The sequence below is a fragment of the Gammaproteobacteria bacterium (ex Lamellibrachia satsuma) genome (genome assembly GCA_019623805.1).
In the GTDB taxonomy this organism is placed as follows: Bacteria; Pseudomonadota; Gammaproteobacteria; order Chromatiales; family Chromatiaceae; genus QGON01.
Genome location: CP053680.1, coordinates 2,902,198 through 2,921,199, shown reverse-complemented (window position 1 = coordinate 2,921,199; position 19,002 = coordinate 2,902,198). Strand labels below are relative to the sequence as shown.

The following is a 19,002-nucleotide window of genomic DNA, read 5'->3' as shown; positions in this document are numbered from 1 at the left end:
TCGGGCCCTTAGCTCAGTTGGTTAGAGCAGGGGACTCATAATCCCTTGGTCGAAGGTTCAAGTCCTTCAGGGCCCACCACTTATGAAACAAAGAGTTAAGGGAATAATGAACTTCTATAATTTTTCCTTGGTGCACATTTGAAGTATGAATAACATGCCCTAAAGGAATAGGAGAACTCGCATGGCTTCACACACAAAAACCAGCTACCTTCTACAACTCTGTCGCCCAAAAACCGACAGACGCCCCAGAAAAACCAGCCACCGATGACTAATCTTCGCTCTAGACCACTTTAAAGCACCCTTTAGAAAAACCTCTTAATTAACCCTTTTAGCGATCCCTTCTATACTTCTTTTGAAGACTCTGCCTCGCGGATGCTGTAGAAATCCAAATGCAAATCCCTTCGTCTCCCATGGGAGACGAGATAATCCCAGAAAGACAACTTAGGGAACCGAAGCCGCTCCCTTTAGCCAAAAAGGCGAAATCATGCCACACGCAATTCTTGCCGATGTGGTCGGCTCAATTTCCGAACTAAAGCGTAATCCCTCCAAGTTTGTCTCGGCGGGGCACGGTGAACCTGTGACTGTTTTCAACCGCGATACACCCGAGTTCTATTGCGTACCAGCCGAACTTTTTGAAGAGATGATGGGGCGTCTGGACGATATCGAACTTGCCGCCATCGCCCGTGAGCGCTTGAGTCGTGCTGATGAGGCCATTCCAGTTTCACTAGATGACCTATGAACTGAGATTCATGCCAGAGGCACTGACCGAATGGCACGATCTCGACCAAAGCATTCAGGGTCCAATCAAAAACAAACTTGAGAAAGTCCTCGAAAACCCTATCCGACCCGCCGCCCGGCTGTTTGGAATGCCAGATTGTTACGAGATCAAACTGCGCGGCTCAGGTTACCGGCTGGTCAATCACGTAGATCAGGAAGAAGTCGTTATCTTGGTCCTCTCCGTAGGTAAACGCGTGAGAAATCGAGCTTACAAGACGGCCAAAAAACGACTTGTCGAATAATGACTATTATCAACTAGATGTAAATCACCCATACAAGGCAAATTCACTCGGATAAAAACGTCGTTTGCTTCGTGTATTCTGCTACGTTCCATCTTACACAAACCAATCGCCACTTTTGCCTTCCAGTGATTTTCGACTTTTTGCGGAAAGGAGCGTCAATGAAACAGAGGAAATATCAATTTTCGATGATGCAATGTGAGTGCTTAGCATCGACGAAGAGAAAGGCGTGATCCTCCTGGCTCACAGCCATAGCGACCAACATGCAGCCTATGCACTGTCGGAATGGCTATACAAGGCGTGGCCCGATCTCTACGTGTACCTCACGCATTGCCACTTTCCTGAACTCGAAGAGCTCATGGAACGCCACTACCTGTCGGTGATTCCACACACGGACGCTCTGCTCTGCCTCGTTAGCAGGAACAGCCTCGGATCTGACGCCGTATCTCTGGAGTTGCAGGTGGCCAGAAAAAGCTCTCGCCCGACAATACTAGTCCTCCATCCACAGATGAGCCCTTCTGATTTCCTCGAACTACAATCAGTTATCGAATTCTGGGATGACACCTACGGTGAGGTAATCGACACGCGAGACATTCTGGGTGAGCAAGCTCTCGTGGAGAGGCTCTGTAGAGAGTTGAACAGGTCGTGGCCAGCGTTCGTGCCATCCGGTTCTCTCACAGCCATCGTCAACAAGCCGCGAAGATTACCGGGTCCAACGAGGATGCCAGTCCCTGATACTGAAGCCATCTTCACAGGACGACCCTCTCGCGAGCAAGCGGAGCAGTGGCTCGCCATATTGCTCAAAGGGTGGGACAACCGCATCCGCTCCCGTGGCCTCGAGTCAGGCATCGACGCGATGGAACGCCTCTTTTCCCCGGAAAGCAGAGCGGCACAGTTGCTCACGTCATTTCCAGATTGGGCCTGGGGCAGTTTGATGACTCAGCTGCACCCTTTGATAAATGACAGATTCCGAACCGAGATTCAAGTCCTCCTCCACGCACACCAGGGAAATCCTGAAATTTCGAGAGCGCTCGCCGCCATTCTTCTTCTTTCGGCGGAGCTCGAGTGAAGGAGTATGAGGTAGGAAGATGAGCGACGAACCGGCTGCTTTTAAATTGATGGCTGCATATGAGCAATCCAGGGAATGTGGTGGTGAGGCCAATGCATGGTAGGTCACCCAACATGCGGGCCAACAGCCTTACTCCACTCATCAAGCAACTGACTGAGGCCACCCTCAAAGCTGAGTTGGAGTCTCACCTCGATAGAGATGTAATCCCCCTTTCTGAATTCAATAAACGTTCTTGGAATTCAGAAAAGCACCCAAGCTTATATCAAAATCAGTTATATGGAGCAGTGCCCAATCATTGGAAACATCATAGTCGGAGTAAAAGGTAGGATACTCCCCATTTGATACAGCAGTCACCAGATGGCCCAGATGCTGAAGTAATATTCTGTGCTCTCGATGATGCTTTGCAAATCCAGGATAATCATGTTTTTTCATCAACTGCTCTTCAGTTGAGAAATGCAATCTCGTAAATTCCACCAGATCAACCAACAAAGTCTTTAGATCATTTTTATCGATACGGGCTTCCACTGCAGAGTGTAGATGATTTACAAGTTCAAGCATCTTCTGATGCTGAATATCTATTTCCTCGACATTGACACTATATTCATCACACCAGGTAACGATCGGCATACTCTTCCCTCTCAATAATCATTGGGTATACAACTCAAACCAGATTTAATCAGTAACGTATTAAGTTAAATAACAAAAACATAAAAATCTCAGATTTCCAGGTACCCTCCCTTTTTCAGCACCTCACGCCAGCTGGATACCCGTGTAATTTTTGAAGCTGAACTACGGTTTAGTGTTTTTATCCATGTCCGCAACCCATTGATCAATCACAGCCAGACCACAGTGAAACCGTTTGGAATCCGAGTTTCAGACCCACTTGCAGACCCCTATACCGATAGACACTAGAGATAGCAAAGAGGCGACCCACAAGCAAGTTAAGTTTCTAGCGCCGGTTCGGATAATCCGAAGGTGCCTCTGAATGGTGTGATATAGGTGGGATTTCTGGCATGACAAAATCGCATATTTATCCATACGAAACAATGACTTAGCGAGAAATCGCTAGGCCCCTCGTTATTGAGGTAGCTGCCGGGGTAGCAATTCGACTAGTTTGGATTCTGGCCTGGGAAGCAAAATGGAAACTTCAGCCAGCCTTCTGCTAATATCGCTAACATGTCAAAAGAGATACAAAAAACAGCGCTTCGCCTGCCAAAAGCCTTACATACCAAGCTCCTTAAGGCAACCGAAGGATCTGGCCGCTCAATGAAGCGCGAAATCATCGCTCGCCTCTCCGAATCATTCGAACAGAAGAGCGATGAACCTGAGTTCACCGATGCCCTTGATGCAGTAAAGATGACCCAAGAGCGCTTGGTGTCATCTCTTTACCGACGTCTTTTTCATCTCATTCGGATTGCTGAACTCACGTCATATGACATTGATGAGCGCAGATTAAGCCACTACTTGGATGAATTCAATGAATGGGCGGGGCAGCCGTCGTCACCAGGCATGGAAGAGTTAGTTTCGATGGTTGGCCCTGAGAGTGCAGGAGCAAAAGCAGCCCACGCTGCAATGGCGTCACTTGACCAAGACGCATTAACCAAAGCCCAACTAATTGTTTTTGCTGAAGCTAGAAGGAACAAAAATCTGATCATCTACGCCATCAATCAGTTTGAGGACTACCTTGCCGCCAATGAAGAGCAAATCTGGAAAAACTCAAAATTGCGCGATCCGTTCTGGCTCTACAATCCAGGTCTTCAAGAGGAAGAATAGACAACTTTTGGCGCATTGGAACAGGGCATGTTTATCAGGTTGAATGCATGATGAAAAAGAAAGAAAAGAAAAAGCTAAAGAAAAAAGACAAGGTTCGCGTACTGGACGCCGTAGAGAATAAGGACGGCGTCAGAGATCTAAAACAGAGGATCAAACGACTGGAGGCTGAACTCAAACACTGCAATAACACAATTGAGGCCCTGCGCCACCAAGTTAAGGATAAACAAACCGGAAAGAACAAAAAGAGGAAGCCGGGTAATAGTGCCGTAAAATCTCTGCGGGCCCAACAGTCAACCACAGTAGCCGTTGCCCAAAGAAGTGCCTGGAAGCGCCACCGCTACCTACGGGACAGGTACGATTTCCATCTTGAAAACAGCCATGACAAACCCAATGCCAGAGATCTTGCAGATAAGGATCTGAGACAGGAGTACGGAGAGGATGCCGGTTTCTCTAAACAGGAATTAGAGCACATATTATCCTGACTGAATTGGCGCATGCAGCCATGATCCCTCCTGAATCGTTTTCTGCTGCCTTATCGTCGTTTACCCTCATCGCCTTGGCGGAGATCGGAGATAAGAGTCAGCTAGTGTGTATGACTTTGGCAACACGCCACCGCCATTGGCCCGTACTGCTCGGTGCTACGTTGGCATTTCTCGTATTGAATACACTCGCGGTTTTGTTCGGCGCAGGTGTTGCAGCATGGCTTCCTGAGCGCATTCTTGCTGGCGTTGTAGCGGTGATGTTCGGTGTCTTCGGTATTCACACCCTTCTTCACAAGGATGAGGATGAGTCGAAAAAGGTGGAGGAAAAACCAGGCCACGGCATTTTCTACACAACTCTGCTTTTGATCCTGGTGGCGGAATTTGGTGACAAGACCCAGATCGCGGTGGCAGGCTTGGCTGGCAGTATGGCACCTTGGCCTGTGTGGCTGGGGGCAACAGCTGCCCTGATATTGGTTACAGCACTTGGGGTCTGGGCAGGACGTACGCTGTTGCAACGCGTGCCGCTTCTTTGGCTGCAGCGGCTAAGTGGTGGATTATTCATGATGTTCGCTTTGATGGCTGCATGGCGAGCACTAGTCTGAGGTAACTCTAACCTGTCTCAATCTCTCGTTTTATCCCTGACTGAACTGATTCATCCCCCAGTTCCATGACTTCAGCAGGGTCTGGCCGGACAAGGCAAACCACTCGACCTGCAGCTTGGGAAAACTTACAACAGCACAGCTATGATTACACAGAGTACTGCCGGGGTTGATCACCAGGGTGTCGCCCAGCCGCTCGGCAAACACCTGATGAGTATGGCCGACCACCAACACATCGTGTGTAAATCCCTGCAAACGGCCAGTCCAGTAAGCCCGCTGCTCGTCAATTGGTTCACCGTATTCATCCAGCAACCTGATCCCATCCATGAAAGAATCCGGTGGGCTGGCATGCACCATGTACAATCCCCTGCCCATTACCACCATCTCCAACGAGGCAGGCAGACCGCTCAGATAGCGATAAGTGGATGAATCCTCTTTATCTGCCGCACGATCGAGATACCAGGCTTCATGGTTGCCTGTAACGCATGCACAGCCATTCGCCATCAACAGCTCAACAGTCTCGTCCACCGCCTCACCATAACCGGCGATATCGCCAGCGCAGAGGACATGCTCCACCCCCTCTTGCCGGAATATAGACAGCGCCTCTTTAACTGGCCCTGGCGTGGCATGAGGATCGCTGATGATGCCTATCTTAGTGTTCAAGGTACCTTTCCAGCGCAAAGTCCTACTCTTAAATGTTTAGGAGCATCCACACGGCTACACTCAATACAGACGGCCAATGCAGCCTATATTCAAAGTGTAGGAGGAAGACAGCGATTTGGGGCAGGCCCTTTCAGCAAACCCTTCGAACAAATGGCCGAGAAATTGCTGAACCAGCGCCGTCAAGCGACAGATTGCCATACCCCCGCTACGGTTGCTGAAATAGCCAACGGTAGCCGTAAACCAGTAAGAAGACTGACCGCTATTTATGGCAATGCACCACATGAAGCACCTTGTGAGTGTCTGAATACCTACGATGCTTCTTTTCAGTATCGGGTTGCAGTTTGCCTCACTGCCCTCTTAAAAGTACCTCGAACTCATCCGCCGGAACAGGTGGACTGTAGAGGTATCCTTGCCCCTCATCACACCGAAGCGCATAGAGAAACCGTGCCTGCTCCTCATTCTCTATACCCTCGGCGGTAATTTTAAGACCCAGACTGTGGCCAAGCGAGATCACAGCCGTCGTAATCGCGCGGTTCTCCTGATCATCCAATATGTCTTTCACAAACGATCGATCGATTTTTAGACGATCTATCGGCAGTTGCTTCAAGTAGGCCAGTGATGAATAACCTGTACCGAAATCATCAATCGCCAAGCTGACCCCCATTAAACGCAGCCGTTCAAGAGACCCGATAGTCTTTTTGGCCTGCTGCATGATGAAGGTTTCGGTAACTTCAATCTCCAGCGCTCCGGATTCAAGACCGGTTTCGGCCAGGATTCCCTCGACGGTGGCAACGATATTTTCGCGCATCATTTGAGGACCTGCCACATTGACTGCGATGTGCTCCATGGCAAGTCCACTTCGCCGCCATTGCGCAGCCTGGGCGCAGGCGGTTCTTAGCACCCATTCACCAATGGGGATGATCAGGCCGCTCTCTTCCGCAATGGGAATAAAGCGTAAGGGTGAGATAATACCCTCTTCGGGATGAAGCCAGCGGACGAGTGCCTCTGCTCCAACGATTTTTCCCTCCACTGGAGAGTATTTGGGTTGGTAATAGACTCTGAACTGCTCTTGTTCGAGCGCCTCTCTCAAGCCCGCCTCGAGTTTCACTCGCTCGTATGCGACTGCTGTCATCTCCTTACGATAGAAACTGAACGTGCCACGCTCTTGCGACTTGGATCGATACATCGCTGTGTCTGCATGCTTGAGCAGTGTCGATACATCGTTCCCGTCCTCCGGAAATACACTGATCCCCAGACTCACACTCGTTTGCAGCGCTTGGCTTCCAATGCGGATGGACTGCTTGAACGCCGACAATATCTTCTCAGCCGCTACTGCCGCTGCTCCGGTATCGGGAACTCTTTCCAGGATGACCGCAAATTCGTCGCCCCCCAAGTGCGCAACCGTATCCTCCTCCCTGAGGATCGATCTAACGCGTGCACCAACTTCCCATAGCACTTTGTCACCGGCCGGATGCCCGAACGCATCATTAATGTGCTTGAAGTGGTCAAGGTCGAGACACAGCACCGCCACCTGATGGCCTTCACGCTGTGCCTGTTGCAGCGCGTGCTCACAGAGCGTGTTGAACAACAGCCGGTTGGGCAGATCGGTAAGTACATCAAAATGGGCCAGCCGGGAGATCCTTTCCTCAGAGAGTTTCTGTTCTGAAATATCGGAAAAGATACCAATATATTGCGTAACTTTCCCCTGTTGGTCATGAACGGCGGAAATGTTCTGCCAAGCTGGAAAAACCTCCCCATCCTTGCGCCGGTTCCATATCTCGCCGCTCCAGTGACCCTTTGCGGTAAGCGTTGCCCATAATCTCTGGTAGAAGGCATCCTCGTGGTGCTGGGAGCGCAGGAGCCCTGCTTTTTTACCAACTGCATCTTGCGACGAATACCCGGTCATCCCGGAAAAAGCCCGGTTGACACGCAGAATCCTGCTATCGACGTCTGTAATCAAGATACCTTCGGAAGCGTTGTCAAACACGCTGGCAGCCAAACGAAATTCATCCTCGTCCTGCTTGCGTTCAGTAATATCCTCCGCCATACCGGCAATGCGATAGATTTCCCCTGCGGCATTGCGGACAGGGTAGCCCATAGCTTTGATCCAACGCACCGAACGATCCGGAAGTACGACGCGATATTCTGGAAATTCGATATCTGTCAGATCACCCTGGCTCTTCTCGGTGATGTAATCCGAGACCCTGCCTAGGTCATCTGGATGAATTGCGTCCAGCCAGGAGAGTGGCGTCTGATAGAGCGATTCACATGAACGGCCCCATACCTCTTCATAGGCGGGACTGACATAGATGATCTTCTGCCAATCGGGAGTCACAAGCCAGAAGACCTCACGGATATGCTCAGTAAGCTGCCTGAAATTCTGTTCACTGGCGCGCAGACTCTCTTCCATCTGCTTACGATCGGTAATATCACGAACGATTCCCCGATAACCCAGATAGCCCCCATCTCTGTCGAACTTTGGAATGCCGCTGGTCTCAAGAACCATCAGCCGCCCCGATTTGTGTCGGTTGACATATTCGAGTCTTTTAAACGGCTTGCCCGCCTCCACGATTGCATCGAATACGGTCGCCATTCTTTCCGCTTCACCCTCTGGCATCAATTCAAATGGCGTCTTGCCAATTACCTCCTCGGGTGAGTAACCGAGCAGCTCCTCGATTTTTGAGCTCACATAGGTATATCGTGCATCTGGCCCCACTTCACAAATACTGTCACTGCTTACCTCCACCAGATCACTGTATCGCGCTTCACTTTCCAGCAGGGCAAACTCGGTTTGCTTACGCTCGGTGATGTCCTGGAGCGCGCCGATGACTCCGTTCGGTCTCCCCATGTTATCGAAACGACTGGCAACCCAAATCCCAAAAATACCGGTTTCACTGGAGAAATTTAGAGGGAGTTCTGTGTATCCTTTTTGTTCACCGGACAGCAATCTTTCGACCAGCTCACGGAATCCAGCCCGATCTGGCTTTGCGAGGGCCTCAACCAAGGCATCCATGTTTGGGTAGGCCTCTGAAAACGGCGTATCACAGTACTGGCAGATTTCCTCACCCCAAAGCAACTCGCCTGAGTAAAGATCGTATTCCCAGATTATCAGCCCTGCAGCCTTGACCGCCAGACTCAAGCGGGCCTCACTGTTGACCACATCCTGAATCAGCTCCCTGGCCTGTGCCCCATAAATCCCCTGCCCGATATTTTCACCGGTGGGCGCCCCTTCCCCCTCGGCCAGCCATCGTTTGTTCACGTGAAAATACTGTGCCAGACGATTGAGTTTGGCCGCTGATATATTTCCGCCGTTGAGCCAACTATGCAGCGATTGCCGTGAGACCCTCAACTCTTCCGCCAGTTTGCCGAGAGAAAGATCCTGTTCTCCGGCAAGTTGGGACAATCGCTTTCCAAAACCAATATCCATAAAAGTACCGCGTCCATTACTATTTTACATTTTGACATTATTGGACATTTCTCCTACAAATAAAAGGGTGAAATTCCAAGGTAGTTCTCCAGTTTTTCTCGGAGATGGACCGACCTGTTTCCAGCTTCGATTCTCACGCAAACAAAAACTCAAAGCACCTCACTGACGCACTGCCTCCAAATCCATTCCCAACTATGATTAGATATACCGACTCATATAAAAAATCGGGACTTTTTCAGGCAGTGCCCATTACTTCCGACATCAAAGACTTGGATGAAAAAAAGACCTCCACGCAGCTGCTAGCCGTCGTGGAGGGCCTGGTGGCTGAGCTTCATCCCGGACAGGCCAATCTTCCTGACCCAAAACTGACCGACAGGCTGGACAGTGATCTCGGATTTGACAGCCTCAGCCGGATTGAACTGCTGAACCGGGTGGAGCAACAATTTGCAGTACAGTTACCCGAGCAGTTGTTCGCAACGGCCGAAACACCGGCGGATATCCTCCAGAACATCCTCTCCGCAGATCCGACACTGCAGGAGAAAATGCGCGCTCTACCCCAGTCACCCGCAGAAGGCACATCTCTCGCCCTACTCCCGGAACAGGCTGTAACTCTACCGGAGGTACTTGAATGGCATAGTAAACAGCGCCCCAACCACACTCATATCCTCCTCTATGGTGACAGCGAGCAGCCCACACCAATCAGTTACAAAAAACTCTGGCAGGGTGCGCGCAGGGTTGCGATCTCCCTGATTGAACACGGTCTGCAACCCAATCAAACAGTTGCGATCATGCTGCCCACAGGGGCTGACTATCTCTTCAGTTTCTTCGGAATTCTGTTGGCCGGCGCCACCCCTGTTCCCATCTATCCACCCGTCAGACTCTCCCAGATCGAAGATCATCTGAAACGGCATGTGCGCATCCTGGAAAATGCCGGCGCGGTCATGCTGATCACCGTCCCGGAGGCAAAGAGCGTCTCTATCCTGTTGAGGAATCTACTCAATCAGGATCTGCAGATACTGGTATCAAATGATCTCGATCGTGAGTCTGTTTCGACTCCGCTGCCACGCTCCCGACCCAATGACATCGCCTTTATCCAATACACCTCCGGCAGCACAGGCTCGCCAAAAGGAGTACAGCTAAGCCACTACAATCTGCTGGCAAATATCCGCTCTATGGGGGAGGCAGTTGCCATCACTCCAGAAGACGTCTTTGTCAGCTGGCTGCCCCTCTATCACGACATGGGATTGATCGGCGCCTGGCTCGGCAGTCTCTATTTCGGGATTCCCCTGGTGCTGATGTCACCCCTGCGGTTTCTTGTCAGGCCACAACGCTGGCTGTGGGCGATTCACGATCACAAAGGGACTCTCTCCGCCGCACCGAACTTCGCTTATGAACTCTGTCTGAAAAAAGTTCGGGATGAGGAGATCGAAGGCCTGGATCTCAGCACTTGGCGCATGGCTTTCAATGGTGCTGAACCCGTTAGCCCTGCGACCATCCGCCGCTTCAGCAACCGCTTTTCCAGCTACGGCTTTGCTAACAATACGATGGCGCCGGTCTACGGCTTGGCGGAGTGTTCCGTGGGCCTGGCATTTCCACCCCTCGGCAGGATTGCCCCTATCGATCGCATTCAGCGCCGCCCGATGCGGGAGTCCGGTCTGGCGCTTGTGGCCGAGGGGAGCGATGAGCAGCCCCTGGAGTTCGTCGCCTGTGGTGCACCACTGGCGAATCACGACATCCGTATCCTGGACAAAACCGGCCAGGTGCTGCCAGATCGACAGGAGGGCCACCTGCAGTTTCATGGGCCCTCAGCCACCCGTGGATACTTCCACAACCCCAAAGCCTCCCGCAAGCTGTTTGACGGCGACTGGCTCGACTCCGGCGACATGGCCTATCGGGTTGGAGACGAGATCTATCTGACCGGCCGCAGCAAGGACATGATCATCCGCGCCGGCCGCAATATCTATCCGCAGGAGGTGGAAGAAAAAGTTGGAGAGATCGAAGGTATCCGCAAGGGCTGCGTGGCGGTTTTTGGTCACCTGAATGAGGCAACAGGCACTGAGGGGGTGGTAGTGATGGCCGAAATCAGGGAGACGGCAGCGGATACACAAGAGCGGTTACGCACCGAGATCATCCGCTCACTCAGCCAACTGATCGATGCTCCACCGGACGACATCGCCCTGGTGCCGCCACACACCGTACTCAAGACCTCGAGTGGAAAGATACGCCGCGCTGCCTGCCGTGAAGCTTATGAACAGGGGGAACTGATCAAGGGCCGCCCACCAGTCTGGCGGCAGTTTGCTGACCTGATTGCCGCCGGTCTGCCGGTACAGTTTCAGAGATGGCGACACAAAACAGGCGAGTTGCTCTACGCCGGATATGCCTGGACCCTGTTCCTTGTCGGTGCCACGATTGTCTGGACGCTCGTGATACTGCTTCCGGGTGCTGGCCTGCGTCGCCGCATCATGCACTACAGCGCCAGGCTGCTGATGAAACTCTGCGGCATCCGCCTGCAGGTCGAGGGGCTGGACCATATACCGGAAAACCGGGTCTCGGTACTGGTGGTCAACCACTCAAGTTATCTGGATGGCCTGATTCTGATCGCAGCAGTGCCGTTCACCTTTCATTTTGTGGCAAAAGCGGAGCTGCTGGACAAATTCATTCCCCGGCTGTTTCTGCGACGTATCGGCACATTCTTTGTCGAGCGTTTCGACCATGGCGGTGGAGCCGGCGACACATCCTTTCTGTCAAAACAGACACAACAGGGGGAGACACTGCTGTTTTTTCCCGAAGGCACCTTTACCGCCCGTGAAGGCCTGCAACATTTCCGGCTGGGGGCGTTTGTCACCGCCACACAAAACAGGGTTCCGGTAGTACCGGTGACCCTCAAGGGCAGTCGAAAACTGTTGCCCGCCAACCGCTGGAAACCCCTGAGAACCCCTCTCAAAGTGATCGCGGGGGAACCCATTACCCCATCGGGGGATGAGTGGCAGGACGCCATCGACCTACGCGATGTCACACGCCGAGTCATACTCGAAACTTGCGAAGAACCGGATCTCTCCTGGACCCCATAGATAAAAATAGAACTATGCCCGCATTAAATTCATGTTTTGGGCTATCATGCCGATATAAGTAGGAGAGTGCTTTAACTATCACTCCATTTAATCCAAGACAAACCCTGAATTCGAATATAACTATTACTATGATTCAGAATACTGGCGAATTGGCAAAGGACGCTAGTGCAGAACAAAATATAAAAGCAGAGCAGACCCGGCTGATCTACCGATCGATGCCGTTCTCTCTGCTCGCCATCCTGATCAACAGTTCAATACTGTCCCTCGTGTTGTGGCAGGTCATTGACCACTCGACGATCATTGGATGGCTTGTTGCTGTCTACCTGACAACGCTCTACCGCTTTCTGACCTATCGCAATTTTCTCTCCATTACTCCTACGCAGGATAATGAGATCGACCATTGGAGCAAGCTGGCCATCCTCGGCGCCACTCTCTCCGGCGCACTATGGGGCACTGCGTCTCTGCTGCTTTTTCCACTGGAACATGTTGCCTACCAAGCGCTTCTGGTTTTTGTCATAGCCGGCATGTCTGCCGGAGCAGTCACCAGCCTCTCCTCCATCTTTGCAGCTTCGGCAACCTTTCTGCTACTGACATTGCTACCGCTGATCTGGCGTTTTCTCTCCCTGGAGTCAGATGTCGGATACGCCATGACAATCATGGGCATCCTCTTCACAGTGATGGTGATCGCCTCCTCCAGGCGGATCAGCCAGTCTATTCAGGAGTCACTAAAAGTCCGTTATGAACGGCAACGCGCTGAAGAGACGATCATTTACCAGGCCCACTATGATGAACTGACCCAACTGCCGAACCGCCGCCTGTTCATAGACCGCCTCAATCAGGAAATCACCCGCGCACAGCGGCATCAACACTTTGGTGCGATCCTGTTTCTCGATCTCGACCATTTCAAAAACATCAACGACTCTCTCGGGCACCGGGTGGGTGACATACTGCTGCAGGAAGTTGCCCAACGACTACGGCAGCGAATCCGCAATGAAGATACGGTCGCCCGCCTGGGCGGTGACGAGTTTGTCATTCTGCTCACTGAGATCGGCGATAGCAGGGAGATAGCCTCCAGTTGGGTGCAGAATTTCGCAGCGCAGATACAACTCTTATTCACTGAACCATTCATGGTTCAGGAGCACGAACTGCACTTGAGTGCCAGTGTCGGCGTCACCCTGTTTCCCATCAATGGCGCTGTACCGGAAGATCTTCTGCAACAGGCCGATGTAGCGATGTACCGCGCCAAGGCAGAGGGACGGGATCAGAGCCGCTTCTTCCTACCCAGTATGCAGGAAGCTGTTCATCAGCGCCTGGAGATCGAAAAGGGTCTGCGCAGAGCCTTGGTGGCCGGTGAGTTGGAACTCTACTATCAGCTGCAGGTGGATATTACCGGTACATGCATCGGCGCAGAAGCGCTTCTGCGGTGGAACCATCCGGAACGCGGCCTCATCGCACCGAATGAATTTATATCCGTAGCGGAAGAGACCGGACTCATTTATAAGATTGGCGACTGGGTACTCGCCACCGCATGCAGGGATATGGCACAGATCGGATTTCACAGGCCAATCACCCTCTCTGTGAACGTCAGCCCAAAACAGTTTCGCGAAGCCAACTTCGTCGAGCGTGTGCAGAACATTATCAACGGGTGTCTGTTCAACCCCTTACAACTGCGCTTCGAAATCACGGAAAATGTGCTGATAGAGAATTTTGAACAGACAGTAGAGCGCATGCAGCAGTTGAAAAAGTGCGGCATCAGTTTCTCTATCGACGATTTTGGTACCGGCCACTCTTCACTGGCCTATCTCAAGCAATTGCCTGTGGAAATGCTGAAAATCGACCGCTCATTCGTGCGCGACATCTCTACCGACCCCAACGACGCCATCATTGTGGAGACGATTCTTGACATGGCAAGACACATGGGACTGAAGGTCGTAGCCGAAGGCGTGGAGACCCCGGAAGCTTTTGCATTCCTTAAGGAGAAAGGGTGTGAATATTTTCAGGGCTATCTATTCAGCCGTCCTGTGCCACTACATAATCTGCTCAGCAAAATTGAGCCCACAGCCGCGTGATCCACACCGGAATAACCAGGGATTTTACAAGTATTCACTAATTACCAATAAGCCCTGAAATTACCTATAATCGGGTCGTTCTACGTCAAGTTCGATCCGGGTGCAGTTCGTCCCAATCCGACTGACACTATACGTCAGCAGCGGCAAAGCACCTGAGACTGCCCTTTTCCCGGGAGACTGGTTTCCCCGGGTGCACTACCTCAACCTGATCCACCAGACCTGCCGGCAATTTTCAAACTGTGAAATCAGACCCCAAAGAGGAGTAGCCGATGCCGCACACGAAGCCCCTGCTGATATCCATTCTGGCCAGCATTCTCAGTTTCAGCCCGCTGACCATGCAAGCTGAACAGGTCTATCAGATCATGAAGGTCAAACGTGAACTGATACCCTTGACCATCGATATCGCAGGCACTGTGGCAGCACGCAAGACTGCGCAGCTCACCGCCCAGATCCCGGGGCGCATTCAACAGATCGCCGGGCAGGAAGGTGACAGGTTCAACCGGGGCAACGAACTGATCAGCATTGATGACAGCGCTCTGCGTGCAAAGCTGGATGCGGCTGTTGCCCAGAGGGATGCGGCCCTCGCCTCCATGCGCAACGCTAACGTGCAGCTCCATCGGGAGGTCAGATCACCCCAGTCCACTGCGGGCAGCACCGCCCCAGGCGGTATGGGCATGCCTTCGATGATGGATCAGGCGTTTACCAACCCGATGCAGAATATGATGGGCATGCGCAATCGGGGGGCCGAACGCCACTCCGATGTCGTTAACCGCCAGACCCAGGTCGCCCAAGCCAACACCCAGTACAAACAGGCCGAAGCACAGATCAAGGAGATTCAGGCCAGTCTGCGGGATGCCCGCAGCATCGCCCCCTTCAGCGGCGTTATTGAATCGGTCAATGTCGAGGTGGGTGACACAGTACAGCCAGGCCAACTTCTGCTGGTCTACAGTGAGACTTCAGGTTTTCAGGTATTGGCCGACGTACCGGTTCGCCTGCGTCCTGGTCTGAGTGAAGGAATGTCGCTTGGGGTCAGACTGGACGGCGCGGATCCCGTCATCCACGCCAGGATCAGCCGCATCTTCCCGGTTGCCGACCGCACCCAGCATACGGTGCGTTTCGAACTGGATCTGCCCGGCAACACAATCACCACCGTCGGCCAGTATGCGGAGGTAAGCGTTCCCGACCTGAGCACACGTCAAAACAGCAATCTGGTCATCCCGAACAGCGCAGTACGTAAGAAAGGCGGACTGCCACTGGTCTTCGCCGTCGATGCCGAGGGTATTGCCAAGCTGCGCGTGGTGCGTCTCGGGGAGTCGGCCAACACCGGCAACACGATAGTCCTCTCCGGCATTCGGGAAGGCGACCTGCTGATCAACAATCCTCCACCAGGCCTACGTGCAGGCACTCAGGTGATGACGCCAGCTGAATCCGCACAAGCTCCGAACAACAATCAATAACAGGTGCCTGCCGTGTCTGAGACCAACCAGAACAACCTTGGGCTGGCGGGCAAAACCGCCCGCTCGTTCATCCACTCCCCCCTCTCCCCACTGCTCTTCCTGGCGATGCTGGCAATGGGCATCCTGGGTCTGATGGCCACCCCCCGGCAGGAGGATCCGCAGATCTCCGTGCCGCTGGTGGATATCTTTCTGAGTTATCCCGGCGCCAGCGCCCAGCAGGTGGCGGATATGGCGGTCAATCCGCTGGAGCGGATCATGAGCGAGATCCCCGGCGTCAAACATGTCTACTCTGCCAGCGCCCGCGGCGAAGGGGTGGTCACCGTCCGTTTCAAGGTCGGTGAGGAGACTGGACCCTCGCTGGTCAAGGTGCACGACAAACTTGCCTCAAACCTCGACAATATGCCCAGCGGCGTTCAGATGCCGCCGTTAGTCAAAGTGAAAGGCATCGACGATGTGCCGGTGGTAACCCTTACCCTCTGGTCCAGCGAACTTGACGGCGGCAGCCTGAGACGCCTGGGCCTGAATCTGCTACAGGAGTTCAAGCAGATCCCCAATACCGGCCAGGGTTTTGTAGTGGGCGGCCAGCGCGATGAGATCCGGGTCGAGATACTGCCCAACAAGCTCTCCGGCTCCAATGTCACTGCCGAGCAGGTTGCAAATGTAATCCGTGGCGCCAATGCCGAGAACGTAGTCGGCAACGCGGAGGCGGACAACCGAAACCTGCGGGTCTATGCCGGGAGCTTCCTGCGTAACGCACGGGATGTGCAAAACCTGGTGGTTGGCGTGAACAGCGGCAAACCCGTCTACGTGCGGGATGTGGCACGTGTCAGCCACACGATGGAAGACATCGACAACTATGTGAACTACTACACCGGCCCCGCCTATGCCCAAGCCAGCGGCGAAGAGATAGTGGCTGACGGCGAGCAGGCGATAACTGTCGCCATTGCCAAGAAAGAGGGATCCAACGGGGTCACCGTGGCCAATGCAATCCTGGAGATGGCAGACTCCCTCAAGGGACGGCTGATTCCGGAGCAGGTCCGGGTCGAGGTAACCCGCAACTATGGTGCCACCGCCCAGGACAAGGTCAACGAATTGCTGTTCAAACTGGTCGTGGCAACCGGCATCGTCACCCTGCTGGTCTGGTGGGCGCTGGGTTTAAAACCTGCGATCGTGGTCACGGTTGTGATTCCCGTGGTCATCCTGATGACTGTGTTTTCCGCCTTTGTCATGGGTTTCAGCATCGACCGGGTCTCCCTCTTCGCCCTGATCTTCTCCATCGGCATCCTGGTGGATGATGCCATCGTGGTGGTGGAGAATATATACCGGCGCTGGCTGATCGCGGGTTCGCCGGACACCAATGTCGCTGTCGATGCGGTAAGAGAGGTGGGCAACCCCACCATCCTCGCCACTTTCACCGTGGTTGCGGCCCTGCTGCCGATGGCCTTCGTCAGCGGTCTCATGGGACCCTACATGGCGCCGATTCCTGTACTCGGATCGGTGGCGATGATGATCTCCCTGTTCGCCGCCTTCGCTTTCACTTCCTATCTGGTGATGCGTATTCGTCCCTCCATGGAGAAACTGAAAAAAGCCGAGGTGAAGGAGCACGCCTCCAACGAGAAGCTGGACAAACTGTTTCGCAAGCTGATTCCCGCCCTGCTCGACAACAAGCTGCTCGGCTGGGGCTTCCTTGCAGGCCTGTTTCTTGTCTTCTTCGCCGTCTGCGGCATGTTCTACACCACTGCGGTGACAGTGAAGATGCTGCCCTTCGACAACAAACCAGAGTTCGCGGTCATCATCGACATGCCGGAAGGCACGGCATTGCCGACCACCAGTAACCTGGCCAGAGAGCTGGCGGAGGAGTTGCGCAAAGTGCCTGAAGTCACTGCGCTGCAGACCTACACAGGGACTGCCCGCCCCTTCGATTTCAACGGTATGGTGCGTCACTACTACCTGCGGGAAAAATCCTGGCTAGCGGAGATTCAGGTGCAGCTGCTCGACAAAAAAGCGCGCAAGCGGACCAGTCATGAAATTGCCGAATCAGCGCGGGCAACACTGACCCCGATAGCCCAGGCCATGGGCGCAAGAATCACTGTGGCCGAGATGCCACCAGGCCCACCGGTTCTGCAATCCGTGGTGGCGGAGATCTACGGCCCGGATCATGAAACCCGCCGTGAGGTTGCGCGTCATATGACGGAGCTTTTCGATGCTGCCGACGGCCTGGCGGATGTCGACAACTATCTGATTGAGCCCTACCAGTCCTGGCGTTTTGAGATCAACACCCGCAAGGCCTCCATGCAGGGCATCTCAACCAACGCGGTAATCCAGACACTGTCGGCTGCCATGGGGGGCTACCAGATCACCGACGTGCGCGCCGGATCAGCGCTTGAGTCAACCTGGATCGTCATGCAGGCCCCCCTCTCCCTGCGCGCCAACCCCAAGGCCCTGAGCGACATGCCGGTGGCAATACCCAGCGGCGGCAGTGTTCCACTGGCCGAACTGGGCCACTTTGTACAAGTCGAGGAGGAACCGGTCATCTATCACAAGGATCTGCGTCCCCTGGAGTACGTGGTGGGCGATGCGGTAGGCCGCTTGGGCGCCCCTATCTACCCAATGCTCGATATCGACGAAAAATTGCAGGACTACAAGACACCGGATGGCGTCACCCTCTCCGGCACCATGACAGGCCCGCCGAACAACACCGGCATGTCCGCCTTCGAATGGGGAGGGGAGTGGACGGTCACCTATGAGACCTTCCGTGACATGGGCGCCGCGTTTGCCGTGGCGCTGGTGCTGATCTATATGCTGGTGGTGGGCATGTTCGGTAACTTTACCGTGCCGGCCATCATCATGGCGCCGATCCCCCTGACTCTTCTTGGCATAGTGCCGGGGCACTGGCTGTTCGGCGCCCAGTTCACCGCCACCTCCATGATCGGCTTCATCGCCCTGGCGGGCATCATCGTGCGCAACTCAATTCTACTGGTGGACTTCGCGGTTGAAGAGGTACGTAAAGGGATTGAGGTACGGGAGGCGGTTCTGCTCTCCTGTAAGGCCCGTACACGTCCCATCATGATCACTGCCTTCGCCCTGATGGGCGGTGCCAGCGTAATCATCACCGACTCCATATTCCAGGGCATGGCGATCGCCTTGATGTTCGGTGTCTTCGTCTCCACCGCACTCACGCTGATCGTTATCCCGATGGGTTGTGTCAATGCTGCTGAGAGCCTGAAAGAGATCGCAGCGGCTCGGGATGAATGAATGGGTCTAAGAAGCACAGAACGTAGGGTGCAACCTGCGTACCCTACCGGATGAATTGAGTACCGGCCTACAGCGGCACCTGCAAATTATCCTATAGTGGAAAGTATGACTGGAGGACATG

General features: G+C 53.6%; 13 protein-coding genes and 1 tRNA gene. 11 read left to right on the top strand and 3 right to left on the bottom strand.

Features of this window, described 5'->3' with window-relative positions; genetic code table 11:
• Positions 1 to 2: 2 nt before the first annotated feature.
• The 4 genes from HPY30_12860 (at position 3) to HPY30_12845 (ending at position 2,085) form a co-directional block, all read left to right on the top strand.
• Positions 3 to 79: transfer RNA gene (locus HPY30_12860), tRNA-Ile, on the top strand.
• Between the two features lie 405 nt (positions 80 to 484).
• Entirely contained in the window at positions 485 to 739 is a 255-nt protein-coding gene (locus tag HPY30_12855) for a type II toxin-antitoxin system prevent-host-death family antitoxin (protein QYZ66797.1), read from the top strand.
• On the top strand, positions 729 to 1,019 hold the full coding sequence (locus HPY30_12850) for a type II toxin-antitoxin system RelE/ParE family toxin (protein ID QYZ66796.1): 291 nt from the start codon (positions 729 to 731) through the stop codon (positions 1,017 to 1,019). Before HPY30_12855 ends, HPY30_12850 begins: the two co-directional genes overlap by 11 nt.
• 199 nt (positions 1,020 to 1,218) lie before the next feature.
• Positions 1,219 to 2,085 (top strand): hypothetical protein, encoded by an 867-nt coding sequence (locus HPY30_12845; GenBank protein QYZ66795.1) that lies wholly within the window; start codon positions 1,219 to 1,221, stop codon positions 2,083 to 2,085.
• Between the two features lie 219 nt (positions 2,086 to 2,304).
• Here the strand turns inward: HPY30_12845 and HPY30_12840 are convergent, their stop codons facing one another.
• Positions 2,305 to 2,712: a hemerythrin family protein gene (locus HPY30_12840; GenBank protein ID QYZ66794.1), complete on the bottom strand. Its 408-nt coding sequence runs from the start codon at positions 2,710 to 2,712 to the stop codon at positions 2,305 to 2,307.
• 549 nt (positions 2,713 to 3,261) lie between these two features.
• Between HPY30_12840 and HPY30_12835 the strand changes: the two genes are divergently transcribed.
• Genes HPY30_12835 through HPY30_12825 form a run of 3 tightly spaced genes read left to right on the top strand, consistent with a single transcriptional unit; the run spans position 3,262 to position 4,942 of the window.
• Positions 3,262 to 3,858, top strand: a complete 597-nt coding sequence (locus tag HPY30_12835) for an Arc family DNA-binding protein (protein QYZ66793.1) — start codon at positions 3,262 to 3,264, stop codon at positions 3,856 to 3,858.
• 47 nt (positions 3,859 to 3,905) lie between these two features.
• Positions 3,906 to 4,340, top strand: coding sequence for a hypothetical protein (locus HPY30_12830; GenBank protein ID QYZ66792.1), 435 nt, complete (start codon positions 3,906 to 3,908; stop codon positions 4,338 to 4,340).
• A 20-nt stretch (positions 4,341 to 4,360) separates the two neighbouring features.
• Positions 4,361 to 4,942, top strand: a complete 582-nt coding sequence (locus HPY30_12825) for a TMEM165/GDT1 family protein (GenBank protein ID QYZ66791.1) — start codon at positions 4,361 to 4,363, stop codon at positions 4,940 to 4,942.
• Positions 4,943 to 4,972: 30 nt separating this feature from the next.
• Here HPY30_12825 and HPY30_12820 read toward each other — a convergent pair whose 3' ends face one another.
• The gene (locus tag HPY30_12820; protein ID QYZ66790.1) at positions 4,973 to 5,602 is read right to left on the bottom strand and encodes a metallophosphoesterase family protein; all 630 of its coding nucleotides are present in this window, start codon (positions 5,600 to 5,602) and stop codon (positions 4,973 to 4,975) included.
• 346 nt (positions 5,603 to 5,948) lie between these two features.
• Complete coding sequence (locus HPY30_12815; GenBank protein ID QYZ66789.1) at positions 5,949 to 9,005, bottom strand: EAL domain-containing protein; 3,057 nt, start codon at positions 9,003 to 9,005, stop codon at positions 5,949 to 5,951.
• A gap of 218 nt (positions 9,006 to 9,223) precedes the next feature.
• On the opposite strand from HPY30_12815, the gene HPY30_12810 reads away from it, so the two are divergent.
• The 4 genes from HPY30_12810 to HPY30_12795 all read left to right on the top strand — a co-directional run bounded on the left by HPY30_12810 (position 9,224) and on the right by HPY30_12795 (position 18,881).
• On the top strand, positions 9,224 to 12,100 hold the full coding sequence (locus HPY30_12810) for an AMP-binding protein (GenBank protein QYZ66788.1): 2,877 nt from the start codon (positions 9,224 to 9,226) through the stop codon (positions 12,098 to 12,100).
• A 128-nt stretch (positions 12,101 to 12,228) separates the two neighbouring features.
• Positions 12,229 to 14,169 carry an EAL domain-containing protein gene (locus tag HPY30_12805; protein QYZ66787.1) on the top strand — a complete coding sequence of 647 codons (1,941 nt, stop codon included), beginning with the start codon at positions 12,229 to 12,231 and terminating at the stop codon, positions 14,167 to 14,169.
• A gap of 269 nt (positions 14,170 to 14,438) precedes the next feature.
• Positions 14,439 to 15,626: an efflux RND transporter periplasmic adaptor subunit gene (locus tag HPY30_12800; protein ID QYZ66786.1), complete on the top strand. Its 1,188-nt coding sequence runs from the start codon at positions 14,439 to 14,441 to the stop codon at positions 15,624 to 15,626.
• 105 nt (positions 15,627 to 15,731) lie between these two features.
• A complete protein-coding gene (locus HPY30_12795) occupies positions 15,732 to 18,881 on the top strand; it encodes an efflux RND transporter permease subunit (protein QYZ68034.1) in 3,150 nt (1,049 codons plus the stop codon).
• Positions 18,882 to 19,002: the final 121 nt, after the last annotated feature.